The 19,286-nt window shown below is 63.2% G+C and carries 25 protein-coding genes; 8 read left to right on the top strand and 17 right to left on the bottom strand.

The window, feature by feature from the left end:
* Nucleotides 1-13 precede the first annotated feature (13 nt).
* From RNZ50_26290 to RNZ50_26260, 7 genes are all read right to left on the bottom strand, one after another.
* Entirely contained in the window at nucleotides 14-1,381 is a 1,368-nt protein-coding gene (locus tag RNZ50_26290; GenBank protein ID MDT8858471.1) for a phage portal protein, read from the bottom strand.
* A 69-nt stretch (nucleotides 1,382-1,450) separates the two neighbouring features.
* A complete protein-coding gene (istB, locus tag RNZ50_26285) occupies nucleotides 1,451-2,266 on the bottom strand; it encodes an IS21-like element helper ATPase IstB (GenBank protein ID MDT8858470.1) in 816 nt (271 codons plus the stop codon).
* Nucleotides 2,263-3,771 carry an IS21 family transposase gene (gene istA / locus RNZ50_26280; GenBank protein ID MDT8858469.1) on the bottom strand — a complete coding sequence of 503 codons (1,509 nt, stop codon included), beginning with the start codon at nucleotides 3,769-3,771 and terminating at the stop codon, nucleotides 2,263-2,265. Before istA ends, istB begins: the two co-directional genes overlap by 4 nt.
* 74 nt (nucleotides 3,772-3,845) lie before the next feature.
* Nucleotides 3,846-4,145 carry a hypothetical protein gene (locus tag RNZ50_26275; GenBank protein ID MDT8858468.1) on the bottom strand — a complete coding sequence of 100 codons (300 nt, stop codon included), beginning with the start codon at nucleotides 4,143-4,145 and terminating at the stop codon, nucleotides 3,846-3,848.
* Entirely contained in the window at nucleotides 4,142-4,351 is a 210-nt protein-coding gene (locus tag RNZ50_26270) for a hypothetical protein (GenBank protein ID MDT8858467.1), read from the bottom strand. The genes RNZ50_26275 and RNZ50_26270 overlap by 4 nt, the downstream gene beginning before the upstream one ends.
* A gap of 1 nt (nucleotide 4,352) precedes the next feature.
* Nucleotides 4,353-6,290: a phage terminase large subunit family protein gene (locus tag RNZ50_26265; GenBank protein ID MDT8858466.1), complete on the bottom strand. Its 1,938-nt coding sequence runs from the start codon at nucleotides 6,288-6,290 to the stop codon at nucleotides 4,353-4,355.
* 37 nt (nucleotides 6,291-6,327) lie between these two features.
* Nucleotides 6,328-6,936: an elements of external origin gene (locus tag RNZ50_26260; GenBank protein ID MDT8858465.1), complete on the bottom strand. Its 609-nt coding sequence runs from the start codon at nucleotides 6,934-6,936 to the stop codon at nucleotides 6,328-6,330.
* A 94-nt stretch (nucleotides 6,937-7,030) separates the two neighbouring features.
* Between RNZ50_26260 and RNZ50_26255 the strand changes: the two genes are divergently transcribed.
* From RNZ50_26255 to RNZ50_26245, 3 genes are read left to right on the top strand one after another with little or no spacing between them, the layout of a single operon-like run.
* Entirely contained in the window at nucleotides 7,031-7,240 is a 210-nt protein-coding gene (locus RNZ50_26255) for a hypothetical protein (GenBank protein ID MDT8858464.1), read from the top strand.
* Between the two features lie 12 nt (nucleotides 7,241-7,252).
* Complete coding sequence (locus tag RNZ50_26250) at nucleotides 7,253-7,801, top strand: hypothetical protein (GenBank protein ID MDT8858463.1); 549 nt, start codon at nucleotides 7,253-7,255, stop codon at nucleotides 7,799-7,801.
* Nucleotides 7,798-8,133 (top strand): hypothetical protein, encoded by a 336-nt coding sequence (locus tag RNZ50_26245; GenBank protein ID MDT8858462.1) that lies wholly within the window; start codon nucleotides 7,798-7,800, stop codon nucleotides 8,131-8,133. The genes RNZ50_26250 and RNZ50_26245 overlap by 4 nt, the downstream gene beginning before the upstream one ends.
* A 45-nt stretch (nucleotides 8,134-8,178) precedes the next feature.
* On the opposite strand, the gene RNZ50_26240 is transcribed toward RNZ50_26245, so the two are convergent.
* The 9 genes from RNZ50_26240 to RNZ50_26200 all read right to left on the bottom strand — a co-directional run bounded on the left by RNZ50_26240 (nucleotide 8,179) and on the right by RNZ50_26200 (nucleotide 14,261).
* Nucleotides 8,179-8,748, bottom strand: coding sequence for a PIN domain-containing protein (locus RNZ50_26240; protein ID MDT8858461.1), 570 nt, complete (start codon nucleotides 8,746-8,748; stop codon nucleotides 8,179-8,181).
* Nucleotides 8,745-9,485 carry a hypothetical protein gene (locus RNZ50_26235; protein ID MDT8858460.1) on the bottom strand — a complete coding sequence of 247 codons (741 nt, stop codon included), beginning with the start codon at nucleotides 9,483-9,485 and terminating at the stop codon, nucleotides 8,745-8,747. The genes RNZ50_26240 and RNZ50_26235 overlap by 4 nt, the downstream gene beginning before the upstream one ends.
* Nucleotides 9,486-9,610: 125 nt before the next feature.
* Entirely contained in the window at nucleotides 9,611-10,315 is a 705-nt protein-coding gene (locus tag RNZ50_26230; GenBank protein ID MDT8858459.1) for a pyridoxal-phosphate dependent enzyme, read from the bottom strand.
* Nucleotides 10,312-11,265, bottom strand: a complete 954-nt coding sequence (locus RNZ50_26225) for a DNA methyltransferase (protein ID MDT8858458.1) — start codon at nucleotides 11,263-11,265, stop codon at nucleotides 10,312-10,314. The genes RNZ50_26230 and RNZ50_26225 overlap by 4 nt, the downstream gene beginning before the upstream one ends.
* Nucleotides 11,258-12,049, bottom strand: coding sequence for a ParB/Srx family N-terminal domain-containing protein (locus RNZ50_26220; GenBank protein MDT8858457.1), 792 nt, complete (start codon nucleotides 12,047-12,049; stop codon nucleotides 11,258-11,260). The genes RNZ50_26225 and RNZ50_26220 overlap by 8 nt, the downstream gene beginning before the upstream one ends.
* Nucleotides 12,050-12,386: 337 nt before the next feature.
* Nucleotides 12,387-12,857, bottom strand: a complete 471-nt coding sequence (locus tag RNZ50_26215; protein MDT8858456.1) for a DUF6362 family protein — start codon at nucleotides 12,855-12,857, stop codon at nucleotides 12,387-12,389.
* A gap of 17 nt (nucleotides 12,858-12,874) precedes the next feature.
* On the bottom strand, nucleotides 12,875-13,786 hold the full coding sequence (locus RNZ50_26210) for a helix-turn-helix domain-containing protein (protein ID MDT8858455.1): 912 nt from the start codon (nucleotides 13,784-13,786) through the stop codon (nucleotides 12,875-12,877).
* Nucleotides 13,783-13,980 carry a hypothetical protein gene (locus tag RNZ50_26205; GenBank protein MDT8858454.1) on the bottom strand — a complete coding sequence of 66 codons (198 nt, stop codon included), beginning with the start codon at nucleotides 13,978-13,980 and terminating at the stop codon, nucleotides 13,783-13,785. Before RNZ50_26205 ends, RNZ50_26210 begins: the two co-directional genes overlap by 4 nt.
* A gap of 11 nt (nucleotides 13,981-13,991) precedes the next feature.
* Nucleotides 13,992-14,261, bottom strand: a complete 270-nt coding sequence (locus tag RNZ50_26200; GenBank protein ID MDT8858453.1) for a transcriptional regulator — start codon at nucleotides 14,259-14,261, stop codon at nucleotides 13,992-13,994.
* 308 nt (nucleotides 14,262-14,569) lie between these two features.
* Between RNZ50_26200 and RNZ50_26195 the strand changes: the two genes are divergently transcribed.
* Nucleotides 14,570-15,163 (top strand): hypothetical protein, encoded by a 594-nt coding sequence (locus tag RNZ50_26195; GenBank protein MDT8858452.1) that lies wholly within the window; start codon nucleotides 14,570-14,572, stop codon nucleotides 15,161-15,163.
* 338 nt (nucleotides 15,164-15,501) lie between these two features.
* Here the strand turns inward: RNZ50_26195 and RNZ50_26190 are convergent, their stop codons facing one another.
* Nucleotides 15,502-16,545 carry an IS5 family transposase gene (locus RNZ50_26190; GenBank protein MDT8858451.1) on the bottom strand — a complete coding sequence of 348 codons (1,044 nt, stop codon included), beginning with the start codon at nucleotides 16,543-16,545 and terminating at the stop codon, nucleotides 15,502-15,504.
* A gap of 107 nt (nucleotides 16,546-16,652) precedes the next feature.
* Between RNZ50_26190 and RNZ50_26185 the strand changes: the two genes are divergently transcribed.
* From RNZ50_26185 to RNZ50_26170, 4 genes are all read left to right on the top strand, one after another.
* Nucleotides 16,653-17,918, top strand: coding sequence for a tyrosine-type recombinase/integrase (locus tag RNZ50_26185; GenBank protein MDT8858450.1), 1,266 nt, complete (start codon nucleotides 16,653-16,655; stop codon nucleotides 17,916-17,918).
* An 83-nt stretch (nucleotides 17,919-18,001) separates the two neighbouring features.
* The gene (locus tag RNZ50_26180) at nucleotides 18,002-18,244 is read left to right on the top strand and encodes a plasmid stabilization protein (protein MDT8858449.1); all 243 of its coding nucleotides are present in this window, start codon (nucleotides 18,002-18,004) and stop codon (nucleotides 18,242-18,244) included.
* Between the two features lie 3 nt (nucleotides 18,245-18,247).
* Nucleotides 18,248-18,670: a type II toxin-antitoxin system VapC family toxin gene (locus tag RNZ50_26175; protein ID MDT8858448.1), complete on the top strand. Its 423-nt coding sequence runs from the start codon at nucleotides 18,248-18,250 to the stop codon at nucleotides 18,668-18,670.
* Nucleotides 18,667-19,137: a hypothetical protein gene (locus RNZ50_26170; protein ID MDT8858447.1), complete on the top strand. Its 471-nt coding sequence runs from the start codon at nucleotides 18,667-18,669 to the stop codon at nucleotides 19,135-19,137. Before RNZ50_26175 ends, RNZ50_26170 begins: the two co-directional genes overlap by 4 nt.
* The last annotated feature ends 149 nt before the right edge of the window (nucleotides 19,138-19,286 follow it).

Here is a 19,286-nt window from a genome sequence, read left to right as displayed (position 1 = left end):
GCTCCGTTTGGGCTTAACTGGGATCTGGCAGCGGTTTGGACGTCTCGCCGTCCAGCGATCCGGGGTCTTGGCTTTGAACCTGCCCGCCGCGGCTGACCTTGCGGGGATCGCTGTCAAAAATCAGGTTCATTGTGTCGGCCAGCAGGGCAAACTCCTGCCATTCTTCCAGCACCTTGCGTGGATCGTAGCCACGTTTGGCGATCTGCTGCGCGATGGTCGAGAACCCGGCGCGGGTTTCCAACAGATCGGTGGTGGCATCCTGCAGTGGGTTGACAGAGTCAAACTTCGGCGGCGCCCATTCAACCGGCACATCAGCCGTGGGGATCAGCCCGGCGGCAAAGGCCGCCTCGCAGAACCAGTTCCAGATCGGCTGGCAGAACATCGGGATGATCATCTGCCATTGCATCGCCTCGACCATCCGGCGAAATTCGTTCAGGCCGACCCGGCTGGACGAAAAGTTCACTTGGCTCAGATCGCCGGTCATCAGCTCATAGGGCACCCGCCAGCCAGCAGCGATGATGTGCAATTGCACCCGGTGCCACTCATAGACGCCCGCGGTTGCGGCGGGTTGGTTGAACTTGATGTCCTTGCCGCCCCGCGCATAGGCGATCAGGCCGGGCTCAAACTGCTCAATCCGGTTGCCATCGGCATCCTGAACCACCGGGGCAATCGACTGCTGGGTCTCATCATCGCCGAACACAATGCCGACAAGGCAGGCCTCGGTCTTCTTGCGCACGAGTTCCGCGCGCTGCCAATCATCGACATCGCGCAGCGCCGCCATCGCAGGGGTGCCCCAAGGCACACCGCGCGATTGCACGCGCTGGCGTTCAAACAGATGCGCCACCCGGTCGGCCGGGATGCGGACAGACTCGAAGCGGCGGGTGAAGACCGGCCCGGCATCGCCCGGATGGTCGGGATACATCCAATAGGCCGCGCGCCGCCCGGTGCTGTCATGTTCGATGCCATAACGGATGCGCGCGCCACCGGCCCGATCCTCAAACTTCGCCGCATCGAGGTGATCGGCCTCTTTCAATTCGATCTGCAGCGGCACGACCAGCCCGGCTGAGCGCGGGCGACGCACCCGCAAGGCGAAGACATCGCCTCCCTCGATGGTCTCCCGCATCGCCAAGGACAGCAGCCCGTGGAAATCCGTATGACCATCGGCGTCACATTGATCCGCCCAGCGCGTCCAGAGATCGTCGACCAGCTTGTTCATGGCCTTGTCCGAACTCGCCGCCCGCGGCCGGATGCCGGTGCCAACAAGGCTGTTGACCAGCACCGCCACGGCTTTGGCCGCGAGGGGGTTGTTGCGCACCAGATCGCGCATCCGGTCACGCAGCAGCGGTGCAGCTACGCCGATTTGTAGCGCGTCAACCAGCATGTCCGTGACCGTCAACCACGTTGGCCGGTTTTAGGCCGCTGGGTTGGCGTATCTGGAATTGTTTTTCGCTCAGCCTTCTCCTTTGTCCTTGTTGTCGGCGATGGTTGTCGTTGGCGGTCTGCTCAGCGCCTCTTTGTTGGAGGCGGCCGCGCGCTGGCGGAAGCTTTCGGCATTCATCTCCAGGATCGCTGCGTGATGAACCAGCCGGTCGATGGCGGCGACGGTCATCGCCTTGTCCGGGAAGATCTGGTCCCAGCCGCTGAAGGGCTGGTTGGCGGCGATGGCGATGCTGCGGCATTCGTAGCGCCGGGCGATCAGCTCGAAGAGCACGCCTGTCTCGGCCTGATCCTTGTGGGCGTAGGTGATGTCGTCGAGGATGATCAGGTCGAACTTGTCGAGCTTGGCGAGCGCGGCTTCGAGCACCAGATCGCGGCGGGCGGCCTGAAGTCGCTGCACCAGATCGCTGGTGCGGGTATAGAACACGCGGTGTCCCCGCTCGATCAGGGCATGGCCTATCGCGCAGAGAATGTGCGTTTTGCCCGTGCCGGAATTGCCGATGGCGATCAGATTGCCGCCACCCTCCAGCCAGTCGCCGGCCGCCAAGGCCTCGATCCGGGCGCGCGGCAGGGTTGGCAGCGCCTTGAAGTCGAAGGTCGCCAGCGTCTTGCCAGCCGGTAGCTGTGCCTCGTTCATGTGGCGCTGAATGCGGCGCATGTCGCGCTCGGCCAGTTCGTATTCCGCGAGGACAGCCAGAAAGCGGGCAGCGGGCCAGCCTTCGGTGTCGGCACGGGTGGCGATGTCGGCCCAAAGCTTGTGGAAGCTGGGCAGGCGCAGCGCGGTCAGCATGCCGGGCAGCGTGTGGATGTCGATCTCGCGGGAGGTCATGCGCAGGCTCCCAGAAGGGCATCGAAGCTGTCGAGCGAGGGATGGGCGACGGTGACATCTGTCGGCAGCGCCGTTTGCTTCGGGCTCAGGCGGAGCGTCAGCAGGTCAGGGTCCGGCGCCCGGCCGGCGTCGAGATCGTCCGTCAGGAGATGTGCCAGTTCCGCCTCGCAGGCCCGGTCGTGGGCGATGAACAGCAGGTCGACCATGCGGCGGCAGGCGTCGCGGCGGGGCAGATCGCGCTGCAGCACCTTCCAGGCCTCAGCGTATTCGGTTCGCGGGAACAGGCTGTCGCGGTAGATCGAACTCCACAGGGCTTGCGGTTTGCGCCGCAGCGCATGGATGACGTGATGGTAGTTGATGACATGCACGCGATGGCCATCGCCGCGACCTCGCGCCCTTGTATGGCTGACGACCAGGGTGCTGCCGAGAAAGGCCTCAAGGCGATCGTCGTAAAGGTGGACCCGCAAGCGCTGCCCGATCAGCTGCGACGGGGCGCTGTAGAAGATGCTCTTGACCAGAAAGCCGCTGGTGCGGGTGACCGGAACCACGGTCTCTGTAAAGTCGGTGGTGCGCCGGCGCGGCAGGGGCTTCAGATGCGCCCGTTCCACCTGCGTGGCCGCCGCCCGCTGCCGGTTGCGCCGTGCCACCAGAATGTCGATGAAGCGGCGGTAGTCCTCAATGCTGGCGAAGTCGCGGCTGCCGCGCAGGATCAGCGCCTGTTCGATGGCTTTCTTGAGGTGCCGGTTCTGGGATTCCACCGCGCCGTTCTCGTGAGCCTCGCCGCGGTTGTTGCGACTGGCCTCCATGCCGTAATGGCCGACGAAGGCATTGTAGCGCGTGGTGATATCCTGGCGCTGGTCAGCCGTCAGGTTGCGGAAAGCGGCCGAGAGGCTGTCGGTGCGATGCTCCTGTGGTGCCCCGCCGAGCGACCAGAGCGCCTGCTGCAGGTTCTCGGCCAGGGCCGTGAAGCTCTCCCCGCCCAGGACCACCCCGACATGCTCCCACCGGCTGTAGACCATGACGAAGTGGTAGAGCAGATGCGGGAATAGCTGGCCCGCGATCGTCACCTCCAGCTCCTCGGCATGGGTGAAGTCCGACTGGGCCATGCGGCCCGGCTCCGGCGTCTGGCGGAAGATGATGTCGCGCTCGGGTCCGTTCAGCGCCCGCCACTGCCGCACCCGCCGTTCCAGGGTGCGCCGGATGCGGTCATCGGGGAAGGCCAGCGGATGCAGGCCCTGAAGGTGGCGCAGCAGGGTGACGGCCTGCAAGGCGCTGTCCCTCTCCAGCAAGGGAAGGATGTCGCCCTCCCAATAACCCTCGAGGGGATCGGCCACCGTGCGCCCGTGAACGATCTTGCGGTTCGAGGGCAGCGTCGGGTTGGCATCGAACCGTCGGGCCGTGCGCTCGCTGAACCCGGCGCGGGCGGCCGACGTGCGCTGACTGTGATATCGGAGGTCGGACATGTATAATCTCAATTGCTGGTCGTTGATGGGTTTGTAGGCCAACCCGGATCCTCCGTTTGACGGCAGAGGAACCCGGCTTACCAACCCGCAGCGACCAGCACCTTCCCCGAAATCACTCAAGCCGGTGGGGCTGCCCTCCAGACGGGCATGCCCGTCTTCCGTTCAGCCCCACCGGCCAAGGTGGTTGTCGGCACCGGCCAAGATGGTTGTCGCGCAACACCGATTTCCGCATCGGCCGCTTTGCCGCTGGTGGTCCAGCCATCGGTGCCGCGGCCTTTTGCGGAACCGTCATAGGCCCGGCGCAGATTGCCCAGCGCGATCCGGGCGGCATAGCGTTGCGAGGCAGCCCGCGGCGAAATCAGCGCCACCGCCCTATCGATCAGGCCCCAGCGGATGATCGGCGGGGCCTTGGTCACCGCACACCCCGGCGAAAGCTGGCGAAGCCCGCAACCGGCAGGGGTAAGCCGGTGATCTGCGCCATCTCGCTTTCGATGATCCGAACACGGGACAGAAGGTCTGCGGCATTGCCATATTCCACCGTGCGGCCGTCCGAGGTCACGCGCAGAGTGCCCGCGGCATAGGCCCGCTTCAGGGCGTCGAGTTCAGCTTGTGTCCAGGCCATGTCAGAACCATTTCTTTCTCGTGCCCATCCAGGGGGCAGGTCGTTTTGTAGTTGTTGGCGGTGCGGACCGGTTCGGCTGCCCGGCGGGTGGCGGTTCGGCAGGGCCGGTGGGTCGGTCGAGTTGCGCTTCCAACTGCTCCCAGCGGTGATTGTCCCAACGATCGATCCCCATCAGCCAGGCGGCGGCACGGGCATAGACGCGGCAATCCAGCGCCTCGTTGCGCTCGCGGGTCTGCTGCCATTCCAAGCGCTGGAATCCTTGCCGGGTCTTGATCGTCATCAGCTGTTCGGCGGTCAGCTGCTTCATCCATTCTGCCGTCGTGCCTTTTGGAATATGGACAAAGCCGTGCGGCCATTCCCCACCTTCGGCCAATTCCTCGTCCGTCGGCGCGATCAGGCGCAGAAACCGGTAGGTCTCAGACTTGAACACCGCGCCTGCGACCTTCCAAAGCTGCACGCCGCGGCGAAGTTTGCGCCCGGCCTCGGTAACCTCGACATAGGTTGGCCCGTCCACTAGCGTGCTGCGATCAAACCCAGCCACGCCCTTGATGGCGATCACCTGACCCCGCCCGGCTGCGCGAACCCATGAATAGACCGCGTCGGTCGTCACACCGTCGCCAGAATCGATCGCCATCCGAGCCAGCGCCATTCGGCAGCCGGAGGCATGTTCCCAAGTCTGGCCCAGAAAAGCCGACAGTTGCGCCCACACCTCGGGGCGGGCGGTGTCGCCTTCCAGAACGACGTGATCGACCAGCCAGGAGCAAAGGTTTCGGCCCCAGCCCCAGACATCCACCTCGATCCTGTCGCGCTGAACGTCTGCACCGGCGGTCAGAAGCAGCACCCCGTCCGGTGCCACCCCAAGCTGCCAATCGGCTCGACGTTCATAAAGCCGCTGCCAATCCGGCGCCTCGCCGCGCTCCTGCCAAGTCTCGCCGAGGATTGTGTTTTTCAGCGTCTTCAGCGCGGCGTCATTGCCCAGCGCGCCTTCCCAGCCGCGGGCAATTTCCTCCCAGGACAACCAGCCCAGCGGCGAATAGAGCCCCGAAATGTGATACCCGACCACGCCCGCGGCCTTCGCCGCCGCCTGCACATCGGGCGGCGCCGTGGCTTGCCAGCCTGCGCCATTCTCTTCCGCCATCATCCACGTCTTGTGCCGTTCGGCGATCGGCGCGTCGCAATGCTCGCAAAGATACTGCACCGTCTCAGCCTTGCCCGGCTCCCAGCGCAGCCGCTCGAACTGCAGCCATTGCAGCCCGCCACAATGCGGGCAGGGCACGTGATAGCGCTGCTGATCGGACAATTCCCATTCCCTCTCGATCCGGCTCAGTCCTTTTAAGGTCGGCGTCGAGGCCAGAAACACCTTGCTCCGATGCCCGAAACTGATGGTCCGCGCTTCGGCCAGGGCGATTGGGTCACCCTCGCCGTCAACATCGCCCGGATAGGCATCGACCTCGTCGAGAAACACCCAGCGCGCAGGCATCGATCGCAGGCCGACGGCCGAATTCGCGCCGGTCAGGATCAGCTGCCCGCCGGGGAAGCGTTTCCCGAGGATCGTGTTCCCTGCATCCCGTGAGCGGGACGGCAAGACCAGCGCTCGCAAATCGGGGCTTTCCTCGATCAGCGGGTCGATCCGTTGCTGCGACAGGCGTTTCGCCAGATCCACGGTCGGTTGCACCGCCAGAAATGGCCCGGGCGCCCGGTGCATGCAGAAGCCGATCCAGTTGTTGCCCGCCTCGGTCGCGCCAACCTGCGCCGCCTTCATAAACACCACCCGCTGTGCCGGGTGGCGCGGCGAGAGCGCGTCCATCACCGCTTTCATGTACGGCGTCCGGGCCGTGCGATACGGCCCGGCCTCGGACGCTGCCCGCGATGACAAGACCCGGTGCCGGTCCGCCCATTGCGACACGGTCAGCGACGGATCGGGGGCAAGGCCAGCCATCCAGGCGCGGCGCACCTCCTCGGCCCCGTCGAACGTTTCAGCGGAGTTCAATTTTCACCTCCGCCATCTCGGTCAGATGCTGGCGCAAATACATGTCCAAAACCTGCTCCATCCGGTGCGCATCGACGCCCAGTTCTGCCGCCATGTTTGCCGCCACTCGCGGCGGCCAGTTCAGCCAGGCATCCCGCTCGCGCCGCGCCAGATCGAAGACCATCGCCGTGGCCCGGGCCCGGTCGATCACCTCGGCCTTCATCTTTTCCAGCCGGACCTTGGCGGTCTGGGCCTTCAGCACCTCATTCGCCATCCGGGCGCGCAGGAAGGACACCTCGCCGCCGGTGGCCTCGGGGCTGCCGGGATCGGTTCCGGCATCGCGCAACGTGTCCGCCACGGCCCGGATCGCCGCCTGCGGCACCGGCTTGGTAGCCGCCGCCCTGGCTGTCCCGGCGGCTGTTTCCGCGCCCATCTGTTTGGCATGCTGGCCGCGCTGCTTGGCCGGATCGGTTTGGGCGCCCCATTCGGAATCCGCCCGCGCCGGGTCGATCGTGCCGTCTGGCAAGGTGGTGATCCGCCCAGTGGCAATGGCTTTACGGACCGCTGCTTCCGAGACCCCGCGCTGTGCGGCATAGCTTCGCCGGGACACTCCCATTCTGACCGAAACCTCATCTATTCAGTGACTTAGGAGTTGCTCTCTTTTGACACCGTGCGCTGTCTGCAGCCATCGCAACGCAACGGAGACCGCCATGAAGCCCCTGACAACACACGAAGAATTCTGCCTGAAGAACGCCGCCCACTTTGTCGCCGCCCGGGGCCGCACGCCTGCGACCCGCACGCGGGATCAATTTGCGACCCTGCCCGAAGCGCAGGCCTTCGGCGCCGCGATCGGCGACGGCCGCACGATGATCTACGCGGTCACCACCCTGGGGCATTCCGCCCACATCACCAACGCCTGAAGGAACGAACCCATGAAAACCAAAGCCCTCACCGCCGCGCATATCGACATGCTCGCCCAGCGCCTTTCTGAAACCCCGATCAAACCGGCCACCAGCGCCAAGAAGGCGGGCGACAGCTTTGCCCGCTTGCTGGCTGCAAAGATCGGCGTCGAGCGCGCGGCCCTCGCCTTCACCTCGATCCTGACCGCCGCCACCGTCGATCAGGCCGAGGCCCGGCTGACCTTGGTGCTGGACTACGGCAACCCCGACCCCTCTGGCGAGACGATCCCGTTGGAAGAGGAAGAACCGAAGGCCGCGATCACCCCGGTGGTCGGCAAACGGCAGGCCATTCTTGATCAGGCGCAAACCGGCGCGCTACCGCAGGCGCCGGATTTCTCCAAACCGACCCACGCCCGCTTCCGCGCCAAGCTGGCACAGATCGTGGCCTTGGCCGAGGCAGGCGACAGCGCCGGTCTGCAAGCCTTCGAGATCAATCCGGTTTCGTCGAGCCCCAAGGCCATTGCCCGCTACCGCGACCTTTGCGTGATCGCCATCACCGCCCGCGCGCAGGTGACGGCATGAAGATCACCCGCGAGTTCTGCCCCGGCGATCGATACGTCTATGATTTCGGGCTCTGCAGCTACGAGAAGGGCTGGGCGCAAGTCGATACGGCGCAGGACGCGTCCTACTTCGGGACATGGGCCAACCCGACCCGGTTGATGATCTTCAGCTATTGTGAGGGCGACACGACCTTAAAGAAGGCCGCGTCGCCCGAGGAGTTCGCCGCCGAACTGCGGGAGATCGATGCTTGGAACCGGGCACATGGATATGGACTGACAAAGATCGATCCGGGGTTTGATCCGGAGATGAGGGAGGTGTTTGAAGGGTTGGGGCTAGCGGATATGCTGCATTGAACCACTTGGCTCAGAACTCGAAATGTGAACTGCTGCAGCCGACGCCTATTCTGAGGCGCCCGCGGCCGCATCATCCTGATCCATCTTATCGGTCGACAAACTCTCTAACTTCATTGTCATTTGGGGGTCTTGAGGGGGCAGGGGCAGCGCCGAAAGGCTGATTACTTCGATCTGTGGCGGGGCTTCCTTAGCAAGCCCAATATCAGAGGAGTAGATTACCTCCGCCCCTTCGACTTTCGCGATTGCAATGATCTGGTCGTCGAACTTGGCCTTTGGTCGTGGTTCGGACCTTTTTGTGCCACTCTCTTTATGATCGCGTTGCATCGCGGCAAACTCTACTGCTGCCCGCAAGTCAAATGGCACAACGCGGATAAAGCGGTTCTCGCTCATGATCCTCAGCCACGCCGGGCCTGCGGCGCCCGCCTTAACCAGTATCTCTGCCAACGACGGAGTGGGAATGATGATCTTGGCCCGGTCGCGCGTCAGGGTTTCTATCAGGTGGTTCACCCGCTCGTAGCACTGCGGCAAAGGGTGCCCCGTAGCCGGTTCAAGCGGGCCGGAGGCATCCTTCTCAAACAGGAAAATCAAAACGCTGGCATCGAATACGGCGATCAATGGCGGTCAGTGCCTCCGTGTCGATCTTCCAGCAGTTCTCGTACTGGGTCAGGAACTTCGCTCCAACCGCTTCCGCGAACGGCTCGAAGGCGCGCCACAACGCCATCCAATGGGGTTTCATCCAGCAATTCAAAATCGCTGATGCGAAAGCTCTTAAGCTGCCAAGTTCCGTCGCCTTCGCGAAGCCAAGTCCCTGTCCCATGCACCCGAACAGTTGGTCCCAGAAGGTGTTGTGCAATGCGGCGCGCGACATCTTCTGTCGCGTTTAGGCCCGTATGCACAATGGCTCCGTCACGAAGATGAACTGGAATGGTTTCGTCCTTGCCACCGACGCGGATGACCTGGCCTTCCAGTGTCCCGTCTTGCCGGAAGGGCCCAAATACAACGGGTTCCGGTCGGTTTCGCCCGGGAAACGGGATAACCACCTGCCCGCCGAACTCAACCAACTTCCCTGTGGCATTGTCCTTCCGGAGCATGTCGTCCAACACGCCGAAAGCGCGAGCCACTTCCCTGCTGGTCGAACGGCTGCCGAGGCCGCCGACGCGTTCGCGCACCTTCACTTGCGCAGGCTGATCGATCGCGGCATGCAAGACAACCGACCCTTCAGTGACCCCGCCGAAGTGAACCGAACCGGTTTCGCCGATCAACTGGGCCAACGCCTTGATGTACTCAGCCAGCCGCTCCATCGGAATGGTGGCAGGCGTGAAACTGTCATCTATGTGAAATCGATATTCCACGGCGCGATTTTCTCCCAAGCTTGATTATAGGATAGAACGAACCCATTGACGAGACGTTCCCGAAGACGCCCGGCGGTTATCCGGCTGAATGAGTCCGATTGGCAACGGCTTAGCGCTTTAGCAGCTCACACCCTCGGCAGTGGAGCCACGTTCCAGAACAGCACACGCCCCTGCCCGCGCATCGCCACGCACAGTTCCCAAGCCTTCGCATCATAGTGCGGGTCAGCCGGAAAAGGTACCCCCATGATAGCCACCTGTCCGAAGGCGCGCGGGTAGACGTGTATCCGTGCCCCGGCGACGTCCTTCGGTGCCAGTTCCCGCCCGATCTGGACGACATGCCGCCGGGCTTTCGGCCAGGCCAGCGCCAGACCTCGCGCCAAGACGCCCGATCCTGCGGCACACCACACCTCGTCTGGCTCAAGCCCTGTCGCCAGTGCCGCCGCCGCGAGGGCCTCGGTCGCGCCCGGGATGTCAGCGCCGAAGGGGATCAGCGATGCCCCGCTGTCGCGGCAATATTGCCGTGCCCGGCTTTGCACGACGGTCAGATATCCGGGCGACACCGGCACCACCTTCGCCCCCATCCGCGCCGCTTCCAGCGTCCGGGCGTGCGGCTTGGCGCGCTGGGCGACAAAGATCGTGGCCTTCTTGCCCAGCGCCCGGGCGACATGTGCCAAGGCCGTTTGCGCGCCACCTTCAGGAGGGCTGGCATAGACCGCCTCTTGCACTCCGTCGAACACACGGCCAATGAACCGTGCCTTGGTACCGCCCGGGTGGAGATCATCGCGAACGACCCAGATTCCCGAATAGGTTTGAACGATCGGCGCGGTCATTCTTGGGGTGCCTCGTCGCCGGTGCCATCGGCCTCGTCGATTTCGCCGAACTCCACCTGCCCGACCGCCTCGGTGGCGCGCTTGGGATCGCCCTTGCAGAATACCAGCACGTTCTGATGCGTGCGGCCGAGTTTGCGCGACGCCTCGAATTGCCGCCCGGCGCGGATCGGCAACGATCCCACAGCGGTGACGAGGATCGCGTCGTTGTAGAACCGGGCGCCTGCGGCCTCGAAGGCCTCGACCGTTTTGCCCGGCAAGTTGACAAAGAATCCGCCCACATCACGGACATCACCGATCACCCAGACAGCAAAGCGATCGTCGCGCAGGCGGGAGACGACCCCGGCGATGATCTTGGCGTAGGCATCGAAGAACGCTTCCTTGCCAAGGGTGGAAAGGTCGGCCGGATCGTCGGAATAGACCTCAAGGTTCCAATAGGGCGGGCAGCTGAAGATCAGATCGGCGTCGATGCCTTTGGCCAGCTTGGCGATATCGCGGCTGTCGCCGGTGATCCAGCGAGGGGCAGGGCCAGCGCCCAGCGCCGCCTGCGCCTTATTGGCAGCGACCTGTTCGGCGCGCAGTTCGATACCGACGTAAGCCCGGCCAAGCTGGGACGCGACGATTCCCCGCACCGACCCACCGGCGAAGGGGTCAAGCACTGTGCCACCCTGTGGGCAGAACCAGCGATAGGCGATTTCGCACAGGACCGGGTCGAAGATCGATGTGCCGGAGGCGGTGGCGGCATCAGAGGCTTGGTAATGATCGGCAAGGAAGGCTTCGGTGGTCAGTTCATGGCCCAGTTCGGCCTCCTTGGCGCGCTTCTTGGAATAGAAGCTGGGATCGCCCGACGAATGCGACGGCATCAGGACGCCGCCGTTGGTTTTGTCGGCGCCGACCACATGCTCGCCGCGCATTAGGTCTTGGCCGAAGGTGCGGGCGAGGGATTTAGCCATGTGCGGCCTCCTTTTTCTGGCGGCGGGCGGTGGCGGCCTTGGCGACCTGATCGGCGAGCCCGCCACCGCCGAGGACCGCGCCGTCGTTGAACGCCTTGGCGGCACCGGGCTTGTAATCCTTGCGCGAGCCGTTGCCGGGCATCGGGCTGCCACCGGGACAGGCGCGATCGCCCTCGCCGCGGCCGAGTTCCGACCGGATGCCCATATCCAGCCAGGCGCGTTTGCGATCCTGCCACCAGCCCTTTCGGGCATCGAGGACTGAGAACGGCGGGATGCCAAAGCGCGCGGCCAAGCTGCCGGAGGACGAGGCGGCCGGTTGGTGATCGCTGTCGCCAACCCCGCCGCCTTGCCCTTCGCCGCCCAACGCGCCTGCATCGCCAAATTCAAACCCCGCCAGCAATTCTTCGAGTTCAGCCTCGTCGAAGCCGATCATGTCCAGATCGAAGTTCTCATCGCGCAGCGCCGCCAGTTCCGAGGCCAACATCGCGTTGTCCCATCCGGCGTTTTCGGCGATCCGATTGTCGGCGAGGATCAACGCCCGGCGCTGGGCCTCGGACAAATGGTCCAGCACGATCACCGGAACTTGTGCCAGGCCGAGGGATTGCGCTGCCATCAGCCGTCCGTGCCCGGCGATGATCACATCGTCCTCGCCGATCAGGATCGGGTTGGTGAAACCGAACTCCGCGATCGAGGCCGCAATCTGCGCTACCTGATCGGCGGAATGGGTGCGGGCATTGCGAATGTAGGGCACCAGCCGGGAGGTCTGCATCATGTCGATCTGCAAAGGACAGTCTCCTGAAAAAGGAACGGCCCGGTGATGAACACCGGGCCAGTTGAGGCAGGGCAGGGAGGCAGAAACGACGATCAGCAGGTGCGTGCGTACCTGCGAACCCAAGAGTGCGCACCCAAGGCGCGAACCCAGAAAAAATGTTTGACGCTAGAGACTTACCGCGCCTCTGCCCCCCGCATACACCTCAAGCCCGGGTGGAACCGGGGGCCGGGGGGGCATCGCAAGGGGCGCGGGGCAGTGCGATCTGATCCGCACAAGTCTTCCGAGCATAGGGAATTTATGCCCTGAAAGTGTTGCATCTGTCGCGCCCGAAGTTCGACGTGTTTTCCCGTCATAACAACGTGTCCGACCCGCTTTCGAACGGTTTGACTACGTTCCTATCCGCCACCCTTTTCGGCGCGCTCGCCTTGCGCCCTGATTTCTCCAATGCGTTCAGATGCTTGGCAATGGTCAGGAGGGAAGCCGCCCACCGCCGCCACGCGGTCGATCGCACCACCCCCGCACGGATGCAGACCTGCCGCCACCGGACCCCTTCGGCGCGCAGCCAGACGATCCGCGCATCCTCGGGGTCGAGCCAGGCCAGCCAGCCGATGCAATCCTCCATCCGCTGGATATCGCGGGCGCTGGGCACGACCCGCATCCTGACCTCGTCGTAGCCATAGGCCTGCTTGGCATCGTGGACGTATTCAGGCCAGGACTGGCCAAAGCCCTTTGCGCCCGAGCCTGGGGGGTTGGGCAGCCGCCGCAGGGTGAGCGCTGCATCCTCAAACTGATCTTCGATTTCGCGGGGTGTGATGGGCATCGGGGCCTCCAATCGGGTCAATAAATCTGGCGGGCGCGCAGGGTGGCCTCGGTCACCAGCCCTGCAGCCAAGAGCGCTGCGCGCTTTGACGTGGACACAGCGCTGGGCGGGACGAAGCCACCGGAATTGATCCACCCGGCCGCTTGGACCAGCATCTCGTACTCGGTGGGTCGGGCAGTCTGCTTCACTTCCCCAGCACTTTTTGCCTTGGCAGCCAGCGTCGTCCGCTGGGTGTGGCGCTTCGCGATCGCCATAGTGAAATACGCCCATGTCCGGATCGGGCTATCGCGTCTGCGCAGGGTGCGGGCACGCAGCACCGGCAGGATGTCAGCATCAAGGTCGTAGCCTGCTGACAGCCAGCCATCGATCACCGGCGCGGTGGCCAGGATCACGGCCCTTGCCTCGGCGCACAGACCCTCGCCACAGACTGCGAGGCAGGCCGCTTCGGGGGCTTCCTTCGCGTGCGTGTCATGCGTGCTCGCGTGTGCGCTACGCGCGGTAGTAGTTTCTTTCTTTCTTACTAAGTTAGTGTCCAATATCTGGACATGGCTTTGTCGTGGATTTGGACATGGCTTTTCGCCTTTTTGTTTCAGATTTGGACATGGCTTTTGCCCATTCCCATGTCCAGAATCTGGACATGGCTTTTCGGCGAAATCTTCCTCGAAGCCGAGAATGTAGCGCGTCGATTTGCGCTGTTTGGTGCCCTGTTCTGAGCGCCTATGCCTGCGGATCAGGCCCGCCTCTTCGAGCTTACGCAGGTGGGTGTTCAGCGAAGCCCGCGAGATTTCGGCATCGACGGCCAGCTGGTCTTGCGACGGATAGCACCCGAAGTCCGGGGTGTGCCGGTCGCAGAGATACCAGAGCACTAGTTTGGTCGCAGGCATGAGCCCGCTCTGCTGGATCGCCCAGTTGGTGGCTTTGTGGCTCATAGTGCCGCCGTGACGGTCAGGCGTTTGACGATCGTGGCCATCAGGGCGATGCGCTTGTCGGCCTCATCCTGGCGCATCTTGCCCGCGCGGACGCGGGACCAGTAGAATTGCCGCCGCAGATCCAACTCGCGCTGGGCCTCCGCGATCAACGCGGTGACCGGGATGGTGCCGCTGGGGGTGATGGTGGTCGCCATGATCTCCCCCCTCAGCGCCGACCGGCGACAGCGCGGCTGACACCCGCTTTGCGGGCCTCCTGTTCGCGCAGCCAGTCCCTGACAGCCTCCATGCGGTAGAGCACCTTGCGCCCCACCCGAACGCAGGGTGGGCCCATGCGGCGGGTCTCCCAGCGCTGCAGGGTATCCACCGAAAGGGTCAGTTCCCGGGCAAGGTTGGCCCGGTCCAGCCAGCCGGTCAAAAGACCGCTGTCCACTTCTGGCGCTGAGGCCTCAACTTCCTTCAAGGCGATGTTTTTCATGTCTTTCTCCGGTGTATGGCGGGCCTTGAGCGGCGCAGCCAAATCAGTGAAGGCAGACAAGCACAGTCGATCGACCGGAATGCAGGGGGAAACCGGGGGAAACAAACGGGGTAATTAATCCGGTCGTTTATCCACCGAAATCGGCGACGGGCGCGCAGATTTTGATATGAACAAAGTGCGAACTCTGACACCTTAAAGGCGAGCAGTTCACACATAGAATCGCCAAGTGATCTCCCCCGCTGTGAGGCAGGGGCCGGTTTCGTTTTGCCGGAAGCAGGGTCATCAGGGCGGTCGAAAAGAGGTAGGTCATGGCGTTCCCGGCGCGGTGTTTGTTTACGATTGTCGAAGTGTCAGCACGCTGGACATGCAGTCCGACGCAGGTTGTGGACTGGGCGATTTCGGACGAAATCGATCTGGTCGCGGCGTTTGGCCAGGTGAAAATTGGCGACGAAAACGCCTCTGGTTTGCTCAGCGTGCCGGGCACCGAAGTGCGGCCGCTGTTCCGCCCGTTCGGTGATGCGGCAAAGAAAGTGTATGTAAAACAAGCGCGTCGTCCCAAGACATCTGACTGGTTAACGATAACCGACCCGGCGCGCGGCGTTCGGTTCACCGCCGCCGACATCATGATCACCGCCGCCGAAATCGAGCGCTTCGAGCAAGCTCATGATATCAACCGTTCTCGCAGCGGCGGGCCCGGTGCGCCCGGAAGATACGACTGGGATGGCTTTCACATCGCGCTGATGAAACGCATCCTTGATCGAGGCCTTCCGGCCACGCAAACGGCGCTGATCGTCGAGATGCAGGAATGGTTCATTGCCAACTCCACACATGGGTCCGCACCCGACGAAAGCACCATCCGGCAGCGGATCAAGGTGATCTGGCATTCACTGAAGGCCGCCTGATGCGATTGGCACAAATCTGGGGCTTTGCCGCAAACAGCCGCATTCGACCGCATTCGACCCGGATTAATGTCCGGTTTGTTTCCCCCGGTTTCCCCCTGAATTCCGGACGCACGCGTGGAGCATGTTGCTCTTTGCCGATTCTCTTTGGGGCACCTCGATTTTTGACTGTTTTCGCGGCAACGGCATAGCAGGTTCTGCCCGAAGCGCGGCAGCGACCTTCAGCTGACCGATTGTTGCCTTGGTTTTTATGATCTGCCGCCCATTTCGCCTCGCGGACCTTCGGTTCAGGGCCGTTTTTAGCGATGCGCGGGGCGATCTGCGTCCTTGGCCGACCGTTTTCAGGCTGGGTGCGGGTTGATGCGACCCAGTTGGCCGAGGCGGCGCATGTTGTAGGCGAGATTCTTCATGCCGACTTTGGCCTTCGCCCGCACCAAGCCGATGGTGCGCACCAGGGTGCCGCCCATGTCGTTGGCCTGCGCGCCGAAGATGTGCTCAACCCGGACCCGCACGGTGGATTTGGTGCGGTTGCTGCCCTTGGCCTGGTCGGTCAGCGGCTTGCCCCGATTGCCCTTGCGGTGGATGTGGCTTTTCAGTTTTAAGGCGCGGAGTTTGGCCTCCATCTCCTCGGACCGATAAGCAGCATCCGCCCACACGCCAGACCCGGTGTTGCCCTGCATCAGCAGATGATCCACTGCCTGGCTGTCATGCACAGCGGCGTCGGTGACGTGGTAGCGCCGGACCAGCTTATGCGTGCGGTCCACATTCACATGGTTCTTGTAGCCGTAGTGGCTCTTGCCGTGCTTTTTCGTCCAACGTGCGTCCACATCCTTTTGCACCCGTTTCGCTGGCTTATCAGCCCAATCCTCGGGGACCTCGCCCTTCTTGATCGTTGCGTTTTCATCGCGCGTGTTGTGATTGCGCGGCACCGGCACGATGGAGGCGTCCAGGATCTGACCGCCGCGCGCAATGTAGCCCCGCCGCGCCAAATGACCGTCAAACAACCCGAACAACTCCTCCACCTTGCCGGCCTGCGCCAGCGCATCGCGATACAGCCACACCGTCTTGGCGTCGGGCACCCGGTCACCAAGGCCCAACCCCAGGAAGCGCATAAAGGAAAGCCGGTCGCGGACCTGATATTCGATCTGATCATCCGACAGGTTGTAAAGCGCGCTCAGAACCAGCGTCTTGAACATCAGCACCGCATCTATCGGCTTGCGCCCCGCGCGGGACTTGCGATCCGCAACAGGCTTGCGCCAGACCCGCTCAAGAGCCGGACGAAACTCCTCCCACGGCACGACGGCATCAATTTCGACCAGCGGATCCCTTTTGGCATCGAGGCTCGCGTAACGGTCCGAAAGATCGAAAAAACCCATCTGCGCCATCGTTGCATCCCCAATGCCAGTTCACTGTCTCACCATACCGAAGTGCGGGGGATGGGGCAATTTATAGAGGTGCCCTTTGCTCAGTCGGTGCGTAAAGGGGGACCGACATGGCCACGCATTTGACGGAACGAGTTGTAAAGGCTGCCGAAATTGGCACGCGCAAGTATGTGGTGTTCGACGAGGATTGCGCGGGCTTTGGCCTGTGCGTGTTCCTGTCGGGTCGGAAGGGGTTTATCCTGATCTACCGCGCCGCTGGGCGGCAACGGCGCATGACGATCGGCACGTGGCCGAGCTGGTCGGTCACTGCCGCTAGGGACGAGGCCAAGCGCCTGAAGCGCGACATTGATCGTGGCGAAGATCCGATGGACACGCGGACCAATGCCCGTCACGCGCCCTCCGTTGACGAACTGGTCGAGCGGTACATCGACGAACATCTGCCGAAACTGTCGGCCTCAAGCAGCAAGGATCAGGCCAGCATGCTCAAGACGCTGGTCTTGCCCGACTGGCGATCACACAAAGTGACCGACATCACGCCGACCGATGTCGACAGGCTGCTGATAAAGGTCGCGGCAGGGCGACCGCGGGTCTGGAAGAAACCCGTCAAGCCGATCGCGGTGCCACGGGCGTCTAAATCAAAGGGGGCCAAACCAAAGTCTCCGCCGAAGACTTTCAAGCCGACGCCCGTGCGCGCAAATCGTGTGGGTGAGGTGCTACGCAAGATGTTCAGCCTAGCGGTCACGTGGAAATTACGGACCGACAATCCAGCGACCAGTTTCCGCAAGCGTCCCGAAACGGCCCGCGAGCGGTTCCTGTCCTTCGAGGAAATCCAACGTCTCGCCGAGGCCCTCTGTGCCGATCCTGATCAGCGCGCCGCCGGTATCATCCGCCTGTGCATGCTGACCGGCGCCCGCTGCGGCGAGGCCCGCACCGCCACCTTTGACCAATTCAATCTCGATCTGGCCATCTGGACAAAGCAGGCCGCCTACACCAAGCAGCGCCGCGTCCACCGTGTGCCGATCTCGCACGAGGCCGTCGCTCTGATCCGCCTGCGCGGCGATGCCGTGCCCAAGGGCTGCCCCTTCCTCTTCCCCGGCGATGTGCAAGGCCAGCCGGTGGTCGATCTCAAGCGGTTCTGGGAACGGATGCGCGTGCAGGCTGACATCGCCGACGTCCGCATCCACGACTTGCGGCATACCTTTGCCTCGCTCCTTGTCTCGGGCGGGGCCTCGCTGGAAATGATCGGGCGGCTGCTGGGTCACACCCAGATCGGCACCACCCAACGCTATGCCCACCTGATCGACTCGCCGCTGCGGGCAGGGGTGAATGCCGTGGGCGAGATGCTGAAGCCGCGGCTGAAGGTGGTGGGGTCTTGAACAAAGCGCTACATCAATCAAAAGATGCTTGATAGCAGTGCAATCATTGCCTACCCTCCTCTTTACGCAGAGGAGGGAACCCGATGGCCAGCATTACGATTCGAAATCTCGACGATGATGTGAAGCGCCGCTTGCGCGTGAGGGCGGCCGAGCATGGCCGGTCGATGGAGGAGGAGGCGCGCGATATTTTGCGGCAAGTTGTCGGCCAGCCCAGCGCCCCAAAAAACCTAGGCCATTCAATCCACCAGCGGTTTGCAGCGCTGGGTGGCGTTGATCTCGCGCTGCCAGCCAGGACGCCAATGCGCGCTTCGCCGGACTTTGAGTGACGCATGATCATCATCGACACCAATGTCGTTTCTGAACTCATGCGCGCCAAGCCGGACACTGCGGTCCTGGCATGGTTCGCCGGTCATGCCGCCGACACGCTGTTCCTGACTGCGGTGAGCGAGGCCGAATTGCGCACGGGTGCGGCCATCCTGCCAGCTGGGCAGCGGCGCGATCGGCTTGTCGGCGCCATCGATGCGATGATCGATCAGGACTTTGCAGGCCGCATCCTGCCTTTCGACAGCCCCGCCGCCCGTTGTTATGCCGAGATTGCGGCTACCCGCCGTGCAGCAGGTAAGCCGATCATGGACGCTGACTGTCAGATTGCCGCAATCGCCTGTGCCTGCGGTGCGGCCATTGCCACGCGAAATGTCAAAGATTTCGAAGGCTGCGGCATAGACATCATGAATCCCTGGAATGCCGTATGAACGCTGTCGAAATTGAACAAGCCATTTCTGACCTCGCTGAACAACCGTTTGATGCTGCCGAATTTCCCTACGCTTTCCTTGAGGCATTCGGGAACAAAGATGCCACACTTAAACGCCTGCGCCAGGGCGTTTCGAACAAGTCCGACCTCGACGGCGTGCTGCAGACCGACAACATCCACATCGCCACCTGCCCTGCCGGGGCTGTCACGCAGATGCTTGACGCGCTGCGCGCCAGCCCGGCGACAGCTAAGGCCAAAGCCAAGTTCATCCTCGCCACCGATGGGACGACGCTTGAGGCTGAAGACCTTACCACTGGCGAAACTGTCGCCTGTGCCTATGCCGATTTCCACGACCACTTCGGTTTCTTCCTGCCGCTCGCGGGTATCACCACCATCAAGCAGATCCGCGAAAGCGCGTTTGACATAAGGGCACCTCGATTTTTGACTGTTTTCGCGGCAACGGCATAGCAGGTTCTGCCCGAAGCGCGGCAGCGACCTTCAGCTGACCGATTGTTGCCTTGGTTTTTATGATCTGCCGCCCATTTCGCCTCGCGGACCTTCGGTTCAGGGCCGTTTTTAGCGATGCGCGGGGCGATCTGCGTCCTTGGCCGACCGTT

The sequence above is a fragment of the Paracoccaceae bacterium Fryx2 genome (genome assembly GCA_032334235.1).
Taxonomy (GTDB): domain Bacteria; phylum Pseudomonadota; class Alphaproteobacteria; order Rhodobacterales; family Rhodobacteraceae; genus JAVSGI01.
Note: the sequence above shows the minus strand (reverse complement) of the source record. Positions and strands in the feature narration are given on the sequence as shown.

What these genes read in the sequence shown, in the direction of transcription:
- RNZ50_26190 (MDT8858451.1), bottom strand. Translation starts at nt 16,545, where the DNA reads ATGGCGCAGATGGGTTTTTTCGATCTTTCGGACCGTTACGCGAGCCTC.
- RNZ50_26210 (MDT8858455.1), bottom strand. Translation starts at nt 13,786, where the DNA reads ATGAGCCACAAAGCCACCAACTGGGCGATCCAGCAGAGCGGGCTCATG.
- RNZ50_26290 (MDT8858471.1), bottom strand. Translation starts at nt 1,381, where the DNA reads ATGCTGGTTGACGCGCTACAAATCGGCGTAGCTGCACCGCTGCTGCGT.
- RNZ50_26230 (MDT8858459.1), bottom strand. Translation starts at nt 10,315, where the DNA reads ATGACCGCGCCGATCGTTCAAACCTATTCGGGAATCTGGGTCGTTCGC.
- RNZ50_26185 (MDT8858450.1), top strand. Translation starts at nt 16,653, where the DNA reads ATGGCCACGCATTTGACGGAACGAGTTGTAAAGGCTGCCGAAATTGGC.
- istB (MDT8858470.1), bottom strand. Translation starts at nt 2,266, where the DNA reads ATGACCTCCCGCGAGATCGACATCCACACGCTGCCCGGCATGCTGACC.
- RNZ50_26225 (MDT8858458.1), bottom strand. Translation starts at nt 11,265, where the DNA reads ATGGCTAAATCCCTCGCCCGCACCTTCGGCCAAGACCTAATGCGCGGC.
- RNZ50_26175 (MDT8858448.1), top strand. Translation starts at nt 18,248, where the DNA reads ATGATCATCATCGACACCAATGTCGTTTCTGAACTCATGCGCGCCAAG.
- RNZ50_26250 (MDT8858463.1), top strand. Translation starts at nt 7,253, where the DNA reads ATGAAAACCAAAGCCCTCACCGCCGCGCATATCGACATGCTCGCCCAG.
- RNZ50_26180 (MDT8858449.1), top strand. Translation starts at nt 18,002, where the DNA reads ATGGCCAGCATTACGATTCGAAATCTCGACGATGATGTGAAGCGCCGC.
- RNZ50_26195 (MDT8858452.1), top strand. Translation starts at nt 14,570, where the DNA reads ATGGCGTTCCCGGCGCGGTGTTTGTTTACGATTGTCGAAGTGTCAGCA.
- RNZ50_26200 (MDT8858453.1), bottom strand. Translation starts at nt 14,261, where the DNA reads ATGAAAAACATCGCCTTGAAGGAAGTTGAGGCCTCAGCGCCAGAAGTG.
- RNZ50_26170 (MDT8858447.1), top strand. Translation starts at nt 18,667, where the DNA reads ATGAACGCTGTCGAAATTGAACAAGCCATTTCTGACCTCGCTGAACAA.
- RNZ50_26245 (MDT8858462.1), top strand. Translation starts at nt 7,798, where the DNA reads ATGAAGATCACCCGCGAGTTCTGCCCCGGCGATCGATACGTCTATGAT.
- RNZ50_26265 (MDT8858466.1), bottom strand. Translation starts at nt 6,290, where the DNA reads ATGGCTGGCCTTGCCCCCGATCCGTCGCTGACCGTGTCGCAATGGGCG.
- RNZ50_26215 (MDT8858456.1), bottom strand. Translation starts at nt 12,857, where the DNA reads ATGCCCATCACACCCCGCGAAATCGAAGATCAGTTTGAGGATGCAGCG.
- RNZ50_26255 (MDT8858464.1), top strand. Translation starts at nt 7,031, where the DNA reads ATGAAGCCCCTGACAACACACGAAGAATTCTGCCTGAAGAACGCCGCC.
- RNZ50_26205 (MDT8858454.1), bottom strand. Translation starts at nt 13,980, where the DNA reads ATGGCGACCACCATCACCCCCAGCGGCACCATCCCGGTCACCGCGTTG.
- RNZ50_26260 (MDT8858465.1), bottom strand. Translation starts at nt 6,936, where the DNA reads ATGGGAGTGTCCCGGCGAAGCTATGCCGCACAGCGCGGGGTCTCGGAA.
- RNZ50_26270 (MDT8858467.1), bottom strand. Translation starts at nt 4,351, where the DNA reads ATGGCCTGGACACAAGCTGAACTCGACGCCCTGAAGCGGGCCTATGCC.